Annotated in this window: 17 protein-coding genes; 7 read left to right on the top strand and 10 right to left on the bottom strand. The window is 72.1% G+C overall.

Features of this window, described 5'->3' with window-relative positions:
• Positions 1 to 55 precede the first annotated feature (55 nt).
• The 6 genes from BSB02_RS10900 to BSB02_RS10875 all read right to left on the bottom strand — a co-directional run bounded on the left by BSB02_RS10900 (position 56) and on the right by BSB02_RS10875 (position 7557).
• Positions 56 to 664 (bottom strand): ACT domain-containing protein, encoded by a 609-nt coding sequence (locus BSB02_RS10900; protein ID WP_084958592.1) that lies wholly within the window; start codon positions 662 to 664, stop codon positions 56 to 58.
• A gap of 136 nt (positions 665 to 800) precedes the next feature.
• Positions 801 to 2063, bottom strand: a complete 1263-nt coding sequence (locus BSB02_RS10895; protein WP_240506345.1) for a right-handed parallel beta-helix repeat-containing protein — start codon at positions 2061 to 2063, stop codon at positions 801 to 803.
• A 24-nt stretch (positions 2064 to 2087) separates the two neighbouring features.
• Complete coding sequence (locus tag BSB02_RS10890; protein WP_084958591.1) at positions 2088 to 3872, bottom strand: glycoside hydrolase family 13 protein; 1785 nt, start codon at positions 3870 to 3872, stop codon at positions 2088 to 2090.
• Positions 3869 to 4708: a sugar ABC transporter permease gene (locus tag BSB02_RS10885; RefSeq protein WP_084958590.1), complete on the bottom strand. Its 840-nt coding sequence runs from the start codon at positions 4706 to 4708 to the stop codon at positions 3869 to 3871. The genes BSB02_RS10890 and BSB02_RS10885 overlap by 4 nt, the downstream gene beginning before the upstream one ends.
• Positions 4705 to 6285 carry an ABC transporter permease subunit gene (locus tag BSB02_RS10880; RefSeq protein ID WP_084958589.1) on the bottom strand — a complete coding sequence of 527 codons (1581 nt, stop codon included), beginning with the start codon at positions 6283 to 6285 and terminating at the stop codon, positions 4705 to 4707. Before BSB02_RS10880 ends, BSB02_RS10885 begins: the two co-directional genes overlap by 4 nt.
• A gap of 6 nt (positions 6286 to 6291) precedes the next feature.
• Positions 6292 to 7557 (bottom strand): sugar ABC transporter substrate-binding protein, encoded by a 1266-nt coding sequence (locus BSB02_RS10875; RefSeq protein ID WP_084958588.1) that lies wholly within the window; start codon positions 7555 to 7557, stop codon positions 6292 to 6294.
• A 174-nt stretch (positions 7558 to 7731) separates the two neighbouring features.
• Between BSB02_RS10875 and BSB02_RS10870 the strand changes: the two genes are divergently transcribed.
• Genes BSB02_RS10870 through BSB02_RS10860 form a run of 3 tightly spaced genes read left to right on the top strand, consistent with a single transcriptional unit; the run spans position 7732 to position 11599 of the window.
• Positions 7732 to 9330 carry a glycoside hydrolase family 13 protein gene (locus BSB02_RS10870; protein WP_084958587.1) on the top strand — a complete coding sequence of 533 codons (1599 nt, stop codon included), beginning with the start codon at positions 7732 to 7734 and terminating at the stop codon, positions 9328 to 9330.
• A 53-nt stretch (positions 9331 to 9383) separates the two neighbouring features.
• A complete protein-coding gene (locus BSB02_RS10865; protein ID WP_084958586.1) occupies positions 9384 to 10199 on the top strand; it encodes an SAM-dependent methyltransferase in 816 nt (271 codons plus the stop codon).
• A 56-nt stretch (positions 10200 to 10255) separates the two neighbouring features.
• Complete coding sequence (locus tag BSB02_RS10860; protein WP_084958585.1) at positions 10256 to 11599, top strand: sensor histidine kinase; 1344 nt, start codon at positions 10256 to 10258, stop codon at positions 11597 to 11599.
• A 7-nt stretch (positions 11600 to 11606) separates the two neighbouring features.
• On the opposite strand, the gene BSB02_RS10855 is transcribed toward BSB02_RS10860, so the two are convergent.
• Positions 11607 to 12224 carry an NADPH-dependent FMN reductase gene (locus tag BSB02_RS10855; RefSeq protein ID WP_084958584.1) on the bottom strand — a complete coding sequence of 206 codons (618 nt, stop codon included), beginning with the start codon at positions 12222 to 12224 and terminating at the stop codon, positions 11607 to 11609.
• 62 nt (positions 12225 to 12286) lie between these two features.
• On the opposite strand from BSB02_RS10855, the gene BSB02_RS10850 reads away from it, so the two are divergent.
• A complete protein-coding gene (locus tag BSB02_RS10850) occupies positions 12287 to 12886 on the top strand; it encodes a TetR/AcrR family transcriptional regulator (RefSeq protein WP_084958583.1) in 600 nt (199 codons plus the stop codon).
• Positions 12886 to 13914, top strand: coding sequence for an aldo/keto reductase (locus tag BSB02_RS10845; protein WP_084958582.1), 1029 nt, complete (start codon positions 12886 to 12888; stop codon positions 13912 to 13914). Before BSB02_RS10850 ends, BSB02_RS10845 begins: the two co-directional genes overlap by 1 nt.
• Here the strand turns inward: BSB02_RS10845 and BSB02_RS10840 are convergent.
• Positions 13911 to 14426: a DinB family protein gene (locus tag BSB02_RS10840; RefSeq protein WP_084958581.1), complete on the bottom strand. Its 516-nt coding sequence runs from the start codon at positions 14424 to 14426 to the stop codon at positions 13911 to 13913. The genes BSB02_RS10845 and BSB02_RS10840 overlap by 4 nt on opposite strands.
• Positions 14427 to 14504: 78 nt before the next feature.
• On the bottom strand, positions 14505 to 15854 hold the full coding sequence (locus BSB02_RS10835; protein ID WP_084958580.1) for a cation:dicarboxylate symporter family transporter: 1350 nt from the start codon (positions 15852 to 15854) through the stop codon (positions 14505 to 14507).
• A 100-nt stretch (positions 15855 to 15954) separates the two neighbouring features.
• Between BSB02_RS10835 and BSB02_RS10830 the strand changes: the two genes are divergently transcribed.
• Entirely contained in the window at positions 15955 to 17460 is a 1506-nt protein-coding gene (locus BSB02_RS10830; RefSeq protein ID WP_240506343.1) for an ATP-binding protein, read from the top strand.
• 8 nt (positions 17461 to 17468) lie between these two features.
• On the opposite strand, the gene BSB02_RS10825 is transcribed toward BSB02_RS10830, so the two are convergent.
• Positions 17469 to 17924: a hypothetical protein gene (locus tag BSB02_RS10825; protein WP_143590464.1), complete on the bottom strand. Its 456-nt coding sequence runs from the start codon at positions 17922 to 17924 to the stop codon at positions 17469 to 17471.
• A gap of 71 nt (positions 17925 to 17995) precedes the next feature.
• Between BSB02_RS10825 and BSB02_RS10820 the strand changes: the two genes are divergently transcribed.
• A complete protein-coding gene (locus BSB02_RS10820; RefSeq protein WP_240506342.1) occupies positions 17996 to 18679 on the top strand; it encodes a response regulator in 684 nt (227 codons plus the stop codon).
• Positions 18680 to 18757 lie beyond the last annotated feature (78 nt).

Below are 18757 nucleotides of genomic sequence, written 5' to 3'. Positions count from 1 at the left end.
CCCGTGCACGTGAGAGCCGCCGCCGGGTCCCGTCCGGGCCCGGCGCGCGGCGGGCTCACCCGCCTGCCCGCCCGGCGGCCAGCTTGGTGACCACGGCGACCAGGGAGGCGGCCCGCTCCAGCTCCACCCGGTGGTACGGCGGGCCCTGCGTGCGGCCCACGACCACGGTCGTCTCCCCCTCCGGGATCAGCATCAGGCGCGTGTCCCCCTCGACGGTGGCCTGGGGACGCACCGGCCAGGGGCCGGGTATCTTGATCTCCTCGGGCGCGCTCACGCTGCGGTGCCGTACCTCCGCCGGGGTCAGGGCGGCGGCCCACTCGGCCCCGCACAGCACGGGAAGGGCGTCCACGAGCGTGGCCAGGCCGCGCGCCGGGTCGGAGGTGACCTGCAGCAGCAGCTCGTAGTCCTGCGCGCTGCCGGGCACCCGCCGGGTCGGCCACACCGCCTCGACGCGCGCGCCCTGCACCGCCGACAGCCGCTGCAGCACCGCCTCGGGGGTGGTCTGGCCGGGCCAGCTGACCACGAAGTCGTCGACCGCGCGTCCGGCCTCGCGTTCCAGCACGGTCACCTGCAGGATGTCGGCGCCGAGCACGCCCAGCGCCCTGGCAACGTGGCCCAGACCGCCCGGCCGGTCGGGCAGTGAGATCCTCAGTCGCAGCAGCATGACACCGTTCCTCTGATCACCGACGTGGTCCACGATGCCGCAGCGAGATTACCGCCGCGTTCCGGGGATGTTTCACCAGCATGAGGCCATTCCTGTCTTTTATCTAGACATAAGGCCTTTATTCTGACAACTGGGGTTATCTCGGTGTAAAGTGCGCTTTCAAGGTGGAGGGGCGGGACTGGTAGGCCCCCGCGTCCGGGGACCGCGAGGTCAGCGGCGCGCTCCCGCCGAACCACCCGGCCTTGAGCGGCAGCCCTCGCCCCAGCGCGGGCGAGCCGGGACGCAGCCGCAGGTCGGTGCGCGAGACGAACCTCGGGTCGGCCACCACGGACCTGGGGCCGAGCTTGAAGTCCCGCTCGCGCCCGGCGTAGACGCTGCCGCCCTCGTCGGCGCCCTTGCCGTCCTCGTGGCCCATCAGGCCGCCCACCGCGATGACGTTGTTGCGCAGCACGAGGATCCCCGGCGAGCAGCCGTCGTGGCAGGACCAGCCCAGCGTGCGGCGGCCCGGCAGGTGCACGGAGTTGTGCACCGCGACCGTGCCCTTGACCGGGCCGAGGGCGTGCCCGGCGCCGCGCGTGACGAGGAAGGCGGCGCGCGACCGCGAGGAGGTCACGACGTTGAAGGCGAACAGGTTGCCGGTGGCCGTCTTGCCCTCCTCCGCGCCCAGCTCGGTGAAGGTCAGGTTGTCGGCCGCGACGTTGTGGGTGACGCGGTTGCGGTCGCCGTTGAAGACCTCGACCGCCGCGCCGTCGGCGCCGTAGTCGTGGCTGGCGGCGTAGCTGCCGCTGATGCGGTTGCCGGTGACCAGGTTGTCGTCGCCGTTGAGCAGGACGCCGAAGGCGCCGGAGTCGTCGTCGCCGCCCGGCGTGTTGACGCTCATGCGGTCGTTGCCGGTCAGCTCGCTGTCGCGCACGACGTTGCGCGAGCCGTCCGGAGTGATCCAGACCCCGGCCACGTTGCCGTCGGCGGCGACGCCGGCCAGCTCGTTGTGGTCGCCGGAGACCTCGAAGCCGGCCCAGCGGCAGCGGGAGGCCCGCAGCTCGCGCACCCGCCAGTGGTCGCCGGAGACGACGACGCAGCCCTCGGGCCCGGTGATCCTGGGCCGGGCGCCGGAGCCGTGGGCCCGCACCGAGATCGGCCGGGCCGCGGTGCCGTCGGCCTCCAGCGGCAGCGGCCCCCGCCAGGAGCCGCCGCGGGCGAAGCTGACGACGTCGCCCGGCTTCAGGCCCGCGGAGGCGACCTTCTCCAGGGATCGCCAGGCCGTGCCGGGACTGGTGCCGGCCGCCGAGTCGTCACCGGAACGGGAGTCGACGTAGTAGGTCGTGCCCGCCCCGCCGTACGCGGGCAGGGGCAGGGCGGACGGCATGATCGCCGCGATCAGCCACAGCGCGTGTTTCACACCGTGAACGTAGCGTCACAGACGTCACATGGCCAGCCGCCAGAGACGCAGGCTCGGCCCATCTCCCGGCAAAACCAGCTCCCGCAGGTCACCAGCGTTGTACAGGCCCCTGGCCCGGCCCCGGTACGGCAGGCGCACCGGCCGCCCGGCCGCCCGCCGCACGCACACCAGCACCGACTCGGCCTCGGTCTCCCGCAGGAAGACCAGGCAGTCGGCGTCGGCGTGCAGCCAGCGCAGCCCGCCGCGGCGCAGCGCGGGCTCGGCGGCGCGCAGGCCGAGCAGCTGCCGATAGGCGGCGTGCATGGCGTCGTCGCGCGGCCGGTTCCACGGCATGGGCGTGCGCGAGTGCTCGCCGTTGGTCCCGGTCAGGCCGAACTCGCTGCCGGCGAAGACCATGGGCGCGCCGGGCAGCGTCGCCTGCAGGCCCAGGGCCAGCAGGTGCCGTTCGAAGGAGCCCGTGACGGTCCTGACGCGGGGGCTGTCGTGGGAGTCCAGCAGGTTCCACGAGTGCACCAGCGAGCGCCACGACATGCGGGCGGCGAAGGCCCGGAAGGTGGCCAGCGTCTGCACGCCGTCGCGCAGCGGCACCGGGCCCGGCGCCCCGAGGAACTGCTCCAGCTCCAGGTGCGGGCCGCGCAGCCAGGCCCACACCGGCCGGGTGAAGCCGGAGTAGTTCATGGTGCCCTGCCAGCCGTCGCGGTCCAGGTCCGCCGAGGCGTCGTGGTTGTGCTCGGCGATGAGCGCGTGGTCGCCGACGGCCCGGCGCAGCAGCGCGGCCACCTCGTGGGCGTGGTCGTCGGCGCCCAGGCGGCCGGTCATGTTGGCCACGTCCACCCGCCAGCCGTCCAGCGGGCCGAGCCAGCGCGTGAGCACCCCGGTCATGCGCTCGCGCACCAGCTCGCTGCCCCAGTTGAGCTTGGGCAGCGTCTTGACGCCCCACCAGGACTCGTAGTCGCCGGTGTCGGGGTCGAAGTAGAACATCTCCCGCTCGGGGGCGTCCACATCCGACACGGCGGCGACGAACCACTCGTGCGCGTCGCCGCAGTGGTTGGGGGTGATGTCGCCCAGCAGCCGCATGCCGCGCGCGTGCACGGCGTCGGCCAGCCGGTGCAGCGCCTCGTCGCCGCCCAGCACCGGATCGACGCGGTCGAAGCTGGAGGCGTCGTAGCGGTGGTTGGAACGGGCCGGGAAGAACGGCGTCAGGTAGACGGTGTTGGCGCCCAGCTGCTGGATGTGGTCCAGGCGCTGGGTGATGCCGTCGAGGTCGCCGCCGTAGAACTGCCGCTGCACGCCGGGGCCGCCGGGGAGCACCGGGTCGGTGTCCCAGTCCCGGACAAGCGCCCACTCCGGCGGCTCCCGCCGCGCCCCGGAGCGGGCGAAGCGGTCGGGGAAGATCTGGTAGACGACGGCGTCGGCCAGCCAGGCGGGCGGCGGCTCGTGGGTGAGGAGCTTGAAGTCGGTGGCGTCGGGCACGTCGTGGTCGGCGACGCCGGCCGCGGTGAGCCAGGTGCGCCCGCCCAGCAGGAAGCGGTACGGGGTGACGGGGTTGACCGCGGTGATCTCGGCCTTCCACCAGGTGTCGGCACTGCCGTACCCGCCGACGGGCCGGCCGGTGCGATCGGGGTCGACGGCGGCGGCGTGGTAGCGCGGCTCGCCGTCGTGGACGGCCCGCACGTGGACGGACTCCACGTCGTACGGCACGCGCACCCACACGGTCACGCGCTCGCCGAGGCGCGGGGCGGCGGTGGAGACGTACAGGGCCGAGCCGTCGTGATGAGGCTGGTCGTGCAGGTCGATGGGCAAGGTCATCCTTTCACTGCGCCGGCGGTGAGCCCGGAGACGATGTACTTCTGCAGCCACATGAAGACCCCGACGGTCGGGATCGCGGTGATGAGGGTGCCCACGGCGAACATGCCGAAGTTGGTGTTGCGCGCGTCGCCGGACAGCATGCCGAACATGCCGACCGCGAGCGTCTTGGCCTCCGGGTCCCGCAGGAACACGCTGGCCAGGATGAACTCGTTCATGTAGCCGATGAACGCCAGCAGGCCGGTGACGGCGAGGATCGGGGTGACCAGCGGCAGGATGATGCGCCAGAAGATCTGCGCGTGGGTGGCGCCGTCGACCGTGGCCGACTCGTCCAGCTCCTTGGGCACGGTGTCCAGGAACCCCTTCATCAGCCACGTGCTGGCTCCCAGCGCGCCGCCCATGTAGAGGATCATCAGGCCGGAGACGCTGTCGAAGCCGAAGGCCGGGTACAGCTCGGTCACCCGCGTGAAGATCATGAAGATCGTCACGATGGCGAGGAACTGCGGGAACATCTGGATGAGCAGCAGCGACATCAGGCCTGTGCGGCGGCCCTTGAAGCGCATCCGGCTGAAGGCGTAGGCCGCCAGCAGGCTCAGCAGCAGGCTGGTGAAGGAGGCGGCCAGCGCGACGCCGATGGAGTTGAGGAACCACCGGCCGAACGGGTAGGCCTCGGAGGACAGCAGCTTGGCGACGTTGTCCAGGCTCGCGCCGTCCGGGATCAGGTCGGAGGAGGCCAGCGTGCCCAGCGGGTTGAGCGCCGCCGAGACCACGAACACGATGGGGAACAGCGCGAAGGCGCACACCACGAGCACGAAGACGTGCCTGAGCGCGAGCTTCACCGATACACCTCCTCCTGCTTGCGCGTCATGCGGAAGCCGATGGCCGAGATCGTGGCCACCAGCGCGAAGATGAACACCGAGATCGCCGCGGCGAAGCCGAACTGCGCCGAGCCGGTGCCGAAGGCCAGCCGGAAGGTGTAGGTGATCAGCAGGTCGGTCTTGCCGACCTGGGTGTTGTCCACGTCGAACGGCCCGCCGCCGGTGGTCAGCTGGATGGCGTTGAAGTTGTTGAAGTTGAAGGCGAACGACGAGATCAGCAGCGGGGCCAGCGCCACCAGCAGCAGCGGCAGCGTCACGCGGCGGAAGGCCTGCCAGGGCGAGGCGCCGTCGATGCCGGCCGCCTCGGTCATCTCCCGGGGGATGGCCTGCAGCGCGCCGGTGGTGACGAGGAACATGTACGGAAAGCCCAGCCACAGGTTGACCAGCAGCACCGCCATCCTGGCGGTGGTGGGCTCGCCCAGCCAGTCGAGGTTCAGCCCGGTCAGGCTGTTGATCAGGCCGAAGTCGCGGTTGAACATGTCGCGCCAGACCAGCAGCATGGCGAAGGCCGGCATGGCGTACGGCAGGACGATGACGATGCGGTAGATCTTGGTGCCGCGCATCCTCGGATGGTGCAGGGCCAGCGCCACGGCCATGCCGAGGGCGAAGGTCGACAGCACCGAGCCGGTGGCGAAGACCAGGTTCCAGGCGAAGACGGCCAGGAAGTGGCCGGAGATCGTGGGGTCGGTCACCACCCGGGTGAAGTTGGCCAGGCCGACGTTGACCTGCCAGCCCTGCGCGAGGTGCTCGCCCTTGTCGTTGACGAAGTAGCCGCGCGACTCGTCGGCCCGCCACGGGCCGCCCTCTCCTTGGATGCAGTCGCAGGAGGCGTCGTAGGCGAGCGCGGCCCTGCTCTCGACCGCGCGGCTCAGGCCGTTGGCCTTGATGGCGCCGCCGGAGGTGGGCACGGCCAGGCCGGTGATCTCCTTGCCGCGGGCGGCCGCCTGGGCCGTGGTGAGCACGGTGTAGCCCGGCGCCTCCAGCACCTTGCCGGTGAGGCTCAGCTTCGCGCCGTCGACGGGGCTCAGCCCCTCCTCCGTGCCGGCCTGGACCTGCTTGGTCTTGGTGTCGACCAGGAGGAAGACCAGCTCGTCGCCCTTGAGCGCGGCGGTGAGGGCGTACTCGGGGGAGCCGGGCACCTGCCGCAGCGACGCGGTCTCGATGGCCGCGATCGCCTCCTGCTTGCCGCCGCGGTGCCCGTCACCGAAGTTCGTCAGCGCGGTGCTCATGGTGTACAGCACGGGGAACACCTGGAAGGCCAGCAGGAAGACCGTGCCGGGGATCAGGTACTTGGCCGGGACGAACCGCCGGGTCAGGTAGAGGGCGGCGATGGCCGCCGTCGCCAGGCAGACCACGACCACCGCCGGCCACGACTCGTCGGCCACCAGCGGCGGCAGCGCGTACAGCAGCAGGGCCGCCGCCACGCCCAGCACGGCGATGCGGGTGACGACGAACCCCGTGGTGATCTCCCGGCGCCGGGGGCCCGAGGGCCGCGCGGTGTCGTCCCGCGCGGCCTTCGTGACGCTCGGAGCGGACATGTGCCGTTATTTCCTGAGCGACTTCTCGACGGCGTCCTGCGCGGCCTTGGCGGCCTTGGCCGGGTCGCCGCCCTTGATGACGGACACCTCGGCGATGCCGAACGGCTCCCAGATGGCCGCCATCTCGGGGATGGCCGGCATGGGCAGGCCGTCCTTGCCGGCGTCAAGGAACTTCACCGCGTCGGGGTCGGAGGCCTTGACCTCCTCCAGGGCGGCGGTCAGCGCCGGGGGCCGCGGGTCGGCCTGGTAGAGGGCCTTGGCGACCTCGGTGTTGGTCACGTAGTTGGTGACGAACTCCTGGGCGAGGACCTTGTTCTGGCCCTTGGCGGCCACGAAGAAGGCCTGCACGCCCACGAACGGGGTGGCGGGCTTGCCGCCCTCGAACGGCGGGATCGGCGAGATGTCGTAGGAGAAGCCGGCCTTGCGCACGTCGTTCATCGCCCACGGGCCGGAGACCAGGAAGGCGCACTTGCCGTCGGCGAAGGTGGCGATGGAGTTCTCCGGCGTGATGGAGGCCTTCAGCACGCCCTGCTTGCCCAGCTCGCCCAGCTTGCCCCAGGCCTTGACCGAGTCGCCGCCGCCGATGAGCACCTGCTTGGGGTCGGGGTCGCCGCCGGCCGTGGTGCCGAACAGCGCGCCGCCCGCGGAGGCGAACAGCGGGTAGGCGTGGTAGGCGTCGCCGCGCTGGGAGACCTGCAGGCACAGGATCTCCTTGACCTTGCCGGCCTTCTTCAGCTCGGCGCCCTTGGCCACGACCTCGTCGAAGGTCGCGGGCGTGTCGGGGGCGAGCGTGGTGTTGCGGATGAGCGCCAGGTTCTCCACCGCGTACGGCGCGCCGTACACCTGGCCGTTGAAGGTGACGGCCTTGAGCGCGACCGGGTTGAGCGCGGCCTTCTGCTCCTCGGTGAGGTTGACCGGCTCGACGGCGCCGTTCTGCACCATGTTGCCGATCCAGTCGTGCGCGCCGACCATGACGTCGGGCCCGCTGCCCTGCTGGGAGGCGGTCACGAAGGTCTGCTGCGGGTTGTCGGCGATCTCCTTGATCTCGACCGTGACGCCGTTCTCCTTGCCGAACTGCTCGGCGAAGGGCTTCAGAGCGGCGGTGCGCTTGGCGCCCTCGGACCAGATCACCAGCTTTCCGCCACCGGCCGCGGGGGTGGATGCGGCGGGCGCGGCCTGGGTCTGGGTGGCCGAAGGGGTCTCGGCACTGCCGCCACAGGCCGTGGCGGCGAAGGCCACGCTCGCGAGAGCGGCCAGCGCTCGGATGCGCATGACTCCTCCTGGTAAGGCTCTGGGATGTGTCGGGGACGTTAGCGGCTCTTTGCAAAAATTGGAACAACTTGCAACAGACTTTTACAGGACTGCGACCTGATACGCCCTAGTTTGGCCTAGCCTTGGCCGCGGATCTCTGTCATCCATATTCAGCAAGTTGCAGCAAGTTACGCTATGGTCCGGGGTCGACCCCCACAGACGCGAAGGACAGGCGCCAACGTGACGAACTCCGACAACGACTGGTGGCGCGACGCCGTCGTCTACCAGGTCTATCCGCGCAGCTTCGCCGACGCCGACGGTGATGGCACCGGCGACCTGCGCGGCGTCCGCGACCGCCTGGGCTACCTCGGCCGGCTCGGCGTGGACGCGATCTGGCTGAGCCCCTTCTACACCTCGCCGCTCCACGACGGCGGCTACGACGTGGCCGACTACCGCGACGTCGACCCGCGCTTCGGCACGCTGGCCGACTTCGACGCGCTCGTGGCCGACGCCCACGCGCTCGGCATCCGCGTCATCGTCGACCTGGTGCCCAACCACACCTCCTGCGAGCATCCGTGGTTCCGGGAGGCGCTGCGCGGGATCGGCCGGGACCGCTACATCTTCCGCGACTCGGCCACCGGCGGCCCGCCCAACGACTGGGAGTCCATCTTCGGCGGCCCGGCCTGGACCCAGGTCGAGGACGGGCAGTGGTACCTGCACCTGTTCGACCCCACCCAGCCCGACCTCAACTGGGAGCACCCGGAGGTGCGCGCGGAGTTCCGCGACATCCTGCGCTTCTGGCTGGACCGCGGCGTCGACGGCTTCCGCGTCGACGTGGCCCACGGCATGGTCAAGGCCCACGGGCTGCCCGACGTCGGCCCCAAGGAGGGCCGCCAGGCCGAGATGCTGGGCGACGAGACCGTGCCGTACTTCGACCAGGACGGCGTGCACGAGATCTACCGCGAGTGGCGGCCCATCCTCGACTCCTACCCGGGCGGGCGGATGGCCGTGGCCGAGGCGTGGGTGTCCTCCCCCGCGCGGCTGGCCCGCTACATCGGGCCCGACGAGCTGCACCAGGCCTTCAACTTCGACTTCCTGCTGGCCGGCTTCGACGCCAAGTCCTTCCGCGAGGTGATCGACAAGTCGCTCACCGAGGCGCGGATCGTCGGCGCGCCCACCACCTGGGTGCTGTCCAACCACGACGTCAAGCGGCACGTCACCCGCTACGGCTCCCTCGCCCGCGCCCGCGCCGCCACCCTGCTCATGCTCGCCCTGCCCGGCTCGGCCTACCTCTACCAGGGCGAGGAGCTCGGCCTGCCCGAGGTGCTCGACCTGCCCGACGAGCTGCGCGAGGACCCCGCCTTCCGGCGCACCGGCGACAGCCGCGACGGGTGCCGGGTGCCGCTGCCCTGGTCGGGGACGGCGGCGGGCGGCTTCGGGTTCGGACCTCCCGGCTCGGCCCCGCCGTGGCTGCCGCAACCGGAGTCCTGGGCGGCGCTCACCGTCGAGGCCCAGGACCGCGACCCGGGCTCCACGCTCAACCTGTACCGCAGGGCGCTGCGCATCCGGCGGGAGCACCCGGCGCTCGGCGGCGGCACGCTGACCTGGCTCGCCTCGCCCGAGGAGGTGCTGGCCCTGCAGCGGGACCCGGGGCTCGCGGTCGTGGTCAACACCGGGGAGCAGGCCGTCGCGCTGGCCGACCTGGGGCTGGCCGGCCGGGTGCTGCTGGCCAGCGAAGCGCTCGACGACGAGGGCGTGGTGCCGCCCGACACGACCGTGTGGGTGCAGCTGTGAGCCAGTGGAAGTATCAGTAGAAGTTCCACCGAAATATCACGATCATGTGAGACATGACGGACGAGAGCGCGCCACCGGGCGTCGACCCCACGGTCCCCAACGCGGCGCGGGTGTACGACTACCTGCTGGGCGGCAAGGACAACTTCAAGGCCGACCGGGAGCTGGGCGACCTGGTCATGCAGGTGCTGCCGGAGACCCGCGACCACATCAGGATGTACCGGTCCATGGTCGGCCGGTTCGTGCAGTACCTGGTCGGGCAGGGCATCCGGCAGTTCCTCGACCTGGGCTCCGGCCTGCCCTCGCACCAGAACGTCCACGAGGTCGCCCACCGCCTCGCCCCGGACGCGCGTGTCGTGTACGTCGACAACGACCCGGTGGTCTGCGCCCACGGCCGGGCGCTGCTGGAGGAGCCGGAGCGGGTGGCGATGGTCCAGGCCGACGCCCGCGACCCCGCGGCGGTCCTCGCCGACCCGCAGGTGCGCGGCCTGCTGGACTTCGACCGGCCCGTGGCGCTGCTCATGCTGTTCTTCCTCCACATGATCCCCGACGCCGACGACCCGCACGCCTTCACCGCGGCCTACCGCGACGCCCTGGCTCCGGGCAGCTACCTGGTGATCTCGCACGTCGCCGGGGACACGCTGCCCGAGCGCACCGACCGGATCGTGGAGCTGTACCGCCACGCCGGCACGTCGATGAACCCGCGATCGGAAGCCGAGGTCCGGCGCTTCTTCGGTGACTTCGAGCTCACCCCGCCGGGCCTGGTCAACGGCGTGGTGACGGTGTGGCCCTTCGGCGACGAGACCGACACGCCGTTCTGGGATCCGGACCTGGCGAAGATGATCTATTCGGGGATCGGTTTCAAGAAATGAGGTGATTTTTCCTAATAAATAACCTTCCTTGATGATCCCGTCAGTAAGGTCGCCACGTGGCACGCACATGGGCGAAGACCGTCCGTGCACGGGTCACGCTCATCGCAGCAGGCATCGCCGCCTTCGTGCTCATCCCCATCGGCATCGGCGCCGTCCACGTCACTCGCCATGTCGTGGCCGGGAACGTCTGGGCGGAGACCCGGATCGCAGCCGCCCAGGTCACGGCCCGGGTGCGCGCGGGGGAGCTGGAGGGCGGCGTGCTTCCCGTGAGCTCGCGGGCCGACCTGATCCAGGTCGTCACCGCGCAGCGCCGGGTCGTGGCAGCCAGCCACGGCGCGGAACGCCTGCCGCCGTTGAGCGACATCGTGCCCCGGCCGGACCAGCGGATCGCCGACACGACAGAATGCCTGAGCATCGGATGCCTGCACGTCAGCGCCATCCGCGCTACTCCCGCGCCCGACTCCGTCGTGGTCTACGCCGCCCAGCACACCCCGCCGCTGCTCACCACGCCGATCGCGGACGTCGTCATGGCGGTCAACGTGGTCGCCGTCGTCGCGCTGATCGCCTGGCTCATGTGGCACGGCATCGGCCGGGCCATGCGGCCGGTGCGCCAGATGCGCGACGAGCTCGACACCGTCAACGCCACCGACCTCAGCCAGCGGGTCACCCAGCCGCCGGGCGACGACGAGATCGCCCAGCTGGCCAGGTCCATCAACGGCACGCTGGACCGGCTGGAACGCTCGGCCGACCAGCAGCGCCAGTTCGCCTCCGACGCCTCGCACGAGCTGCGCACACCCATCGCCGGGCTGCGCGCCCAGCTGGAGAGCGCCCAGCTCTACCCGGAGGACACCGACCTGCTGCAGCTCGTCGGCAGCGCCCTGCGCGACACCGACCGGGTCGAGGCCATCATCACCGACCTGCTGCTGCTGGCCCGCATCGGCTCGCGCATGGACGTCGTCAAGGAGACCATGGACCTGGGCATGCTGGTGGGCAAGCTGCTGTCGGACCGCGACAGCCGCGTGCCGGTCAGCGCCTCCCTCGCCGACGGCGTGCTGATCCACGGGGTGCGTTTCCAGATCGAGCGCCTGGTCGGCAACGTCCTGGACAACGCCGAGCGGCACGCGCGCTCGCGGATCGAGGTGACGCTGCGCCTGGACGGCGACATGGCGGAGCTGGCCGTCGAGAACGACGGGCCGCCGATTCCCGAGGACTTCCGCGAGCGCATCTTCGAGCGCTTCACCCGTCTGGACAGCGCGCGCAGCCGCGACTGCGGCGGCACCGGGCTGGGCCTGGCGATAGCACGGGAGGTGGCCGAGGCGCACCACGGGACCCTCGTCGTCGACCGCGACGCCCGCTTCGTGCTGCGGCTGCGCACCGTGACCGCGCCGCCGGAGTCCTGACGGCCGCTCAGCCGGCCAGGGCCCCCGCGCCGGTCTCCCTGAGCGCCTTCAGCGCCCCGGCCCAGGCGAACAGCTCCTCCAGCAGCTCCATGAGCGTCGGCTCCTGGTGCGGCCCCGGCGCGATCACCCCCGGCTCGGCCGGGTCGGCGACCTGGAAGTCGGCGAAGGCCGACAGCGCCACCTGGCTGCGCACCGTCGCCACCTTGACCTCGGCCAGCACCTGCCGCAGGTGCTCCACGGCGCGCACTCCCCCGGCCACGCCGTGGCTCACGAACCCGGCCGCCTTGTCGTTCCACTCGGCGAACAGGTAGTCGACGGCGTTCTTCAGCGCGGCCGGCATGGAGTGGTTGTACTCCGGCGTCACGAACACGAACCCGTCGTAGGAGGCGACCGTCGCCGCCCACCGGCGGGTGTGCTCGTGGCGGTAGTCGCCGAACAGCGCGGGCAGGGGCTCGTCCAGCGGCGGGAGGTCGTGCTCGGCCAGGTCGACCAGGCCGAGGGCGACCCGGCCCGACACCACGTCGGGATGCCGCTCGGCGACCTGGCGGACCCACTCGGCGGCGACAGCCGTACGGCTCCGAGGACGGCGGGTGCTGCCCACCACGATGGCAATGTGAATCGTCATGGCCCCAAAAGTACAACGATCGTGGTAGTTTGTAAAACGATCCTTGTACTTCTGGAGGCCGGATGACCACCCGCACCGCCGGCAAGCGCCGCGCGATCCTCACCGGGGCGCTGACGGTGTTCGCACGCGACGGCTACACCCGCGCGAGCATCGACGCGATCGCCGCCGAGGCCGGCGTGTCCACGCGCACGATCTACAAGCACTTCACCGACAAGGCCGGGCTCTTCCAGGCCGTCATCCGCGACAGCGGCGCCCGCGCGGCCGAGACCCAGCTGGCGGCCATCGACCGCTTCCTGCGCAAGGTCACCGACCTGGAGGCCGACCTGACCGACTTCGGCGTGGCCATGGCCGCTCCCTCGCCGGGCGACGAGGCGCATTTCGCGCTGGTCCGGCAGATCAACGCCGAAGCCGGCCACATCCCGCCGGAGGCCATCGAGGCCTGGCAGGAGGCCGGGCCGCGGCGCGTCAAGCGGGAGCTGGCCCGGCGGCTCGGCGAGCTCCTCCCGCTCTCCGATCCAGAGCTGGCGGCCCGCCACCTCATGGCGCTGATCGCCACCGCGGCGCCGTCGCCGCACGACCCGCCGCCGTCGTCGTCGCGGACGGCCGAACTGGTCGCCGCCGCCGTCCGGGTCTTCCTGTACGGCTACCGCGGGGAGCGCTGATGCGGTACCGGCCGCTGGGCGGCACCGGCTTGCGAGTCTCCCGGCTGTTCCTCGGCGCGATGACGTTCGGCTCCCCGGAGGAGGCGCGCCGCGTGCTGGACGTGTACGGCGAGGCGGGCGGCAACGTGATCGACACGGCGGACTTCTACGGCGACGGCCGCAGCGAGTCGGTCCTCGGCGAGCTCCTGCGAGGACGGCGCGACCGGTTCGTGGTGGCCACCAAGTTCGGCGTCACACGCGACCCGGCCGACCCCAACGCGGCCGGGGCGCACCGCAAGAACCTCCGCGCCGCCCTGGAGGCGAGCCTGCGCCGGCTCCGCACCGACCATGTCGACCTGTACTGGGTACACCTCCGCGACCCGCACACCCCGATCGAGGAGACGCTGCGGGCCCTGGACGACGCCGTCCGGTCGGGCAAGGTGCTGGCCATCGGCATCTCCGACGCCCCGGCCTGGCTCACCGCCCGCGCCGCCACGCTGGCCGAGTGGCGCGGCCTGACCCCCTTGGCGGCTCTCCAGGCGCCCTACAGCCTGCTCACGCGCGACGTCGAACGCGAGCTGCTGCCCATGGCCGAGGCGCTCGGCATGACGGTGGCCGCCTGGGGCCCCTTGGGGCACGGCGTGCTGACCGGCAAGTACACCCCGCATCGCGGCTCCGGCGGCTCTTCGCCCCAGGCCGCTGTGCCACCCGCGCGCCTGGACCTGCGGTCCGTCCGCCCCGAGCAGCATGCCGTCGCGCGGGAGGTCCGCGAGGTCGCCGCCTCGCTCGGGGCCACCCCGGCCCAGGTGGCGATCGCGTGGACCCTGCACCGCTCCCCCGCCGTCCACCCCGTCGTCGGCGCGCGAACCGCCGGCCAGCTCCGCGACACCCTGGGCGCCCTCGACGTCGCCCTCCCGCAGGAGGCCATGGAGCGCCTGGAGGCCGCCACCGGCTTCGCCCTCGGCTTCCCCGGCGACTTCCTCGCCCGCGTCGGCCCCGAAGTCTTCGGCCACGCCCACGCCCTGACCGACGGCCCTGCGCGCGCCTAGAGACCCGTGACCCCGTCGATCGCCTCCCGGATCACGTCCGCGTGCCCGTTGTGGCGGGCGGTCTCCTCGATCATGTGCAGCAGGACGCCGCGCAGGCTCGCCTGCTCGCCCCACGGGGTGACGCACCGGTCGTCGAGCTGCGCCCGCGCGACGATCTCGCGGGCTCGCTCGCACACCGCCAGGTAGGCTTCCACGATGTCCCGCGTGGTCTCGTGCGGCTGGACGCGGAAGGCCGCGCCCCGGTCCTCGGGCGTGGAGTACGGGTCGGGCTCGGCGATCCCGGCGAAGTCCTGCACGAACCAGCCGTGCTCGGTCTCCGTCAGGTGCTTGACCAGGCCGAGCAGGCTGAGGCCCGAAGGCGTGCCGATCCGCCGCAGCCGCTCGTCGTCGAGCCCCTCCAGCTTGGTCAGCAGCGTCGCGCGCTCGTAGTCGAGCCGCCGGGTGAGCGCTTCCCGCTCCCCCGCCGCCAGGTCCGGCCGTACCCTGACGACCGGCGATGTGAACCCACCCATGACGAGACCTCCCTGCGACGGCGTGCGCAGCACGCTACCGTGCCCGGCCGGACACGGCGGCGCGCCTTCCCGCGGAGGTCACCCGACGGGCTGCGGGTCCTTGCGCGCCGGCGTGGCCGCGGGCGCCTCCGCCGGGGCGGGGGCGTCGTGCTCGTCCACGAGCGTCGCCTCGTCGAACGGGTCCCGTCCGGCCAGCACCCCGGCCGCGCGCTCCCGGTCGAAGCCGCCCGTCCACGTGCCGATCAGCACGGTGGCCACGGCGTTGCCGGCGAAGTTGGTCAGCGCCCGCGCCTCGGACATGAAGCGGTCGATGCCGACGATGAGGCCGACGCCGTCGACCAGGTCGGGGCGGTGCGACTGGAGGCCGCCGGCCAGCGTGGCCAGGCCCGCGCCGGTCACCCCGGCGGCGCCCTTCGACGCGATGATCATGAAGAGCAGGAGCGAGATCTGCTCTCCCAGCGACAGCGGCGCGCCCGTGGCCGAGGCGACGAACAGCGTGGCCATGGTCAGGTAGATGGCCGTGCCGTCGAGGTTGAAGGAGTACCCGGTGGGCACGGTGATGCCGACGACGGGGCGGCTGACGCCCAGGTGCTCCATCTTGGCGATGAGCCGGGGCAGCGCCGACTCCGAGGAGGAGGTGGACAGGATGAGCAGGAACTCCCGGCCCAGGTAGCGGAACAGCGACCACAGGTTGATCCGCGCGACCGCCCACAGCAGCGGCCCGAGCACCACGGCGACGAACAGCACGCAGGTCGCGTAGAAGCCGAGCATGATCACCGCGAGCGACTGCAGGGCCTTGACGCCGGTGGAGCCGACGACGGCGGCCATGGCGCCGAACGCGCCGACGGGCGCCACCCACATGATCATCGCGAGGACGCGGAAGACGAGCCGCTGGATGTGCGCGATGCCGTTGAGGACGGGCGTGCCGCGCGAGCCCATGGCCTGCAACGCGAACCCGGCCAGCAGCGCCACCAGCAGCGTCTGCAGGACCTGGCCCTCGGTGAAGGCGGAGACCAGCGTGGTGGGGATGATCCCGAGCAGGAAGGCGACGGTGTCGCTCTCGCCGCCCTTGGCCGCCTCGGCGGCGGCCGCCTGCTTGGCGGCGTCGGTGAGCTGGAGCCCGGCGCCCGGGTCGAGGAGGTTGCCGACCACCAGGCCGATGACCAGCGCGACCGTGGACATGGTCAGGAAGTAGCCGAGCGCGAGCCCGCCGACCTTGCCGACCTTGGCGGCCTTGGTCACCGAGCCGACGCCCAGCACGATCGTGCAGAAGATGATCGGGCTGATCATCATCTTGATGAGGTTGACGAAGCCGGTGCCGAGCGGCTTGAGTTCCTTGCCCAGGTCGGGCCACAGGAGGCCGACGGCGACGCCGGCCAGGACCGCGACGATCACGGCCAGATAGAGGTAGCGCGTCTTGTCACGCATGGGCACTCCCGCTGCTAGTGGATGATTCGGGATAGTGCGCCGCGAGCGTGACGCAGGTCACTATTGCGTAAGTTTCGTTCACCGGAGGGAGGGGTCGGCTGTGAGACGCTGGAGCCTCGCCGCCCAGATGCTGGCCCTCCAGCTGCTGGTCGTGGCGGTGACCGTGACCGGCGGCGCGGTGCTCGCGCTGGCCCAGGTGCACGACGTGCTGGATGAGGAGGCGGCGGGTACGGCTCGCGCCGTGGCCACCAGCGTGGCCGCCTCGCCCGACGTGCTCGACGCGCTCGGGCTGCCCGACCCGAGCGTGCGGCTCCAGCCGTACGCGGAGGGGATCAGAAGGGCCACGGGCGTCGACTTCATCACCATCATGGACACCTCGGGCCGCCGGTACACCCACCCCAACCCCGCCCAGATCGGCAGGCGGTTCCTCGGCCACATCGAGCCCGCGCTGCGCGGGGAGACGTTCACCGAGACCTACACCGGCACGCTCGGCCCCTCGGTGCGCGCGGTGACGCCCGTGTGGTCGGGAGGGCGGATCGTCGCGCTGGTCAGCGCCGGCATCACGGTCGAGAAGATCACCGCCCGGCTGCGCGAGCAGATCGCCTGGACGGGCCTGATCGCCGCGCTGGGCCTGGCGGTGGGCGCGGGCGGGACGTGGCTGGTGGGTGCGCGGCTGCGCCGCCAGACCCACGGCCTGGGCCCGGTGGAGCTGGCCCGCATCCACGACCACCACGACGCGATCCTGCACACCGTGCGGGAGGGCCTGCTGCTGGTGGGCGAGGACGGCAGGCTCATTCTGTGCAACGACGCGGCCCGCGCGCTGCTCGGCCTGCCGGCCGACGCCGAGGGCCGGCAGGTCGCCGAGCTGGGGCTGCCCTGGGCCGTCGAACCGGCGCGGGAGGACGAGATCCGCCTGGCCGGCGACCGCGTGCTCGCCGTCACCAGGGCGCCCAGCCGCCTGGGCACGGTCCTCACGCTGCGGGACCACACGGAGCTGCAGGCGCTGGCCGGCCAGCTGGACCTGGAGCGCGGCTTCGCCGACTCCCTGCGCGCCGCCGCCCACGAGGCCGCCAACCGCCTGCACACCGTGATCACGCTGGTCGAGCTGGGCCGTACCGAGCAGGCCGTGGCCTTCGCCACCGCCGAGCTCAAGGCCGCCCAGGAGCTCACCGACCGGGTCATGGGCTCGGTCCGCGAACCCGTGCTGGCCGCGCTGCTGCTGGGCAAGAGCGCCGAGGCGGCCGAGCGGGGCGTGGAGCTGTCGATCAGCGAGGACAGCGAACTGCCCGACACGGTCGAGGGCGCGAGCGACCTCGTCACGATCGTCGGCAACCTGGTGGACAACGCCATCGAGGCGGCGACGGCCAAGGTGGAGGTGCTGGTGCGGGCCGAGGGCGACTCGCTGCTCATCCGCGTCGCCGACGACGGCCCCGGCCTGCCCTCGCCGGAGGCGTTCGAGAAGGGCTGGACGACCAAGGGCGACGGCCGCGGCCTGGGGCTGGCGATGGTCGGCCGCGCGGTGCGCAGGCTGGGCGGCACGATCGAGGTGACCTCCGGCCGGGGAGCGGTGTTCACCGTACGGCTCCCGCGACGGCGGTCGTCCTGAGCCTCCGGTCAGCCGTGGACGCGCCCGTCCCCCTCGACGATCACCTTGGCCTGCGGCCCCGCCTCGCCGCAGTCGCGCCCGTTGGGGTAGACCGCCTCGGGCGTCACCTCCAGCCGCGTGTCCACCACGGCACGGCCTTCGGCGTCGCGGAGGCGCAGCCGGACCTCGACCGGCTTCTTCGGCAGCCCGGCGACATCTCCGAACCCGTGCTTGTCCCCGGTGGGCCGCATGGAAGCCGCGCAGGCCTCGCCCGTGCAGCCGGAGGAGACCGGCGCGCTGCCCGGCGTCAGGACGACCTGCGGTGTACGGCAGGCGCCGTCCCAGCACACGGTCAGCTCGGCCGTGTCCGCCCGCGCGGCGACGGGAGCCTCGACATGCAGGGAGACGCCGGCGGGCGCGCCCACGAGCGTGCAGTCCTTCTCACAGCCGGACAGCAGGACGCACAGGACCACCGGCGCAAGCACGCGACATCGCATGCTCCTGTGACGGAGCGCGGGCCCTGAACGGTTCACCCCAGCGCGGGTAGGGTGACCTCGTGCCTGAGCAGACGATCGCGGTGCTGGTCGTCGAGGACGAGGAGATCACCGCCGAGGCCAACCGGATCTACGTCGAGCGCGTGCCGGGCTTCCGGGTCGCCGGCGTTGCGCGGTCCGGGCGCGAGGCGCTGCGCTTCCTCCGGCACACCCCCGTCGACCTGGTCCTGCTGGACTTCTACCTGCCCGACATGCACGGCCTGGACGTCTGCCGCGCCATCAAGGCCGCCGGGCTGGCCTGCGACGTGATCGCGGTGACCTCGGCGCGCGACCTGGCGATGGTGCGCTCGGCCGTGTCGATGGGCGTCGCCCAGTACCTGCTCAAGCCGTTCACGTTCGCGACACTGAACGAGAAGCTCACCCGCTATGCCGCGTTCAGGGCGACGGAAGGCCAGGTCGCCGGGCAGGGCGAGGTGGACAGGGCGCTGGCGGGGCTGCGCGGCGCGAGCGCGACGGCCCTGCCCAAGGGCATGACGCAGGACACGCTCGACGCCGTGACCGCGCGGCTGCGCCGTACCCCCGGGGGGCTGTCCGCGCAGGCCGTGGGGCAGGCGGTGGGGGTGTCGCGGGTGACGGCCAGGCGATACCTGGAGCACCTGGTGGAGACCGGGGTGGCGGCGCGCGTGCCGCAGTACGGCGGGGTGGGCAGGCCCGAGCTGCTCTACCGGATCACCACGGAGAGTTAACGGGTCGTTCAGCCCGGACACGCGGGCCGGTCGGATTGCGAGGCTAGGTTTCCGTGGCACCTCGTAAGGGGGCACCTC

Source organism: Thermoactinospora rubra (assembly GCF_002093975.1).
Classification (GTDB): Bacteria; Actinomycetota; Actinomycetes; order Streptosporangiales; family Streptosporangiaceae; genus Nonomuraea; species Nonomuraea rubra_A.
The sequence above is the reverse complement of the archived record's forward strand: the minus strand, read 5'-3'. Positions and strand labels throughout refer to the sequence as shown.

Bases quoted from the DNA above. Each gene is read 5' to 3' on its own strand.
- BSB02_RS10900 (WP_084958592.1), bottom strand. From the start codon at position 664: ATGCTGCTGCGACTGAGGATCTCACTGCCCGACCGGCCGGGCGGTCTG.
- BSB02_RS10890 (WP_084958591.1), bottom strand. From the start codon at position 3,872: ATGACCTTGCCCATCGACCTGCACGACCAGCCTCATCACGACGGCTCG.
- BSB02_RS10880 (WP_084958589.1), bottom strand. From the start codon at position 6,285: ATGTCCGCTCCGAGCGTCACGAAGGCCGCGCGGGACGACACCGCGCGG.
- BSB02_RS10875 (WP_084958588.1), bottom strand. From the start codon at position 7,557: ATGCGCATCCGAGCGCTGGCCGCTCTCGCGAGCGTGGCCTTCGCCGCC.
- BSB02_RS10870 (WP_084958587.1), top strand. From the start codon at position 7,732: ATGGTCCGGGGTCGACCCCCACAGACGCGAAGGACAGGCGCCAACGTG.
- BSB02_RS10865 (WP_084958586.1), top strand. From the start codon at position 9,384: ATGACGGACGAGAGCGCGCCACCGGGCGTCGACCCCACGGTCCCCAAC.
- BSB02_RS10855 (WP_084958584.1), bottom strand. From the start codon at position 12,224: ATGACGATTCACATTGCCATCGTGGTGGGCAGCACCCGCCGTCCTCGG.
- BSB02_RS10850 (WP_084958583.1), top strand. From the start codon at position 12,287: ATGACCACCCGCACCGCCGGCAAGCGCCGCGCGATCCTCACCGGGGCG.
- BSB02_RS10845 (WP_084958582.1), top strand. From the start codon at position 12,886: ATGCGGTACCGGCCGCTGGGCGGCACCGGCTTGCGAGTCTCCCGGCTG.
- BSB02_RS10840 (WP_084958581.1), bottom strand. From the start codon at position 14,426: ATGGGTGGGTTCACATCGCCGGTCGTCAGGGTACGGCCGGACCTGGCG.
- BSB02_RS10835 (WP_084958580.1), bottom strand. From the start codon at position 15,854: ATGCGTGACAAGACGCGCTACCTCTATCTGGCCGTGATCGTCGCGGTC.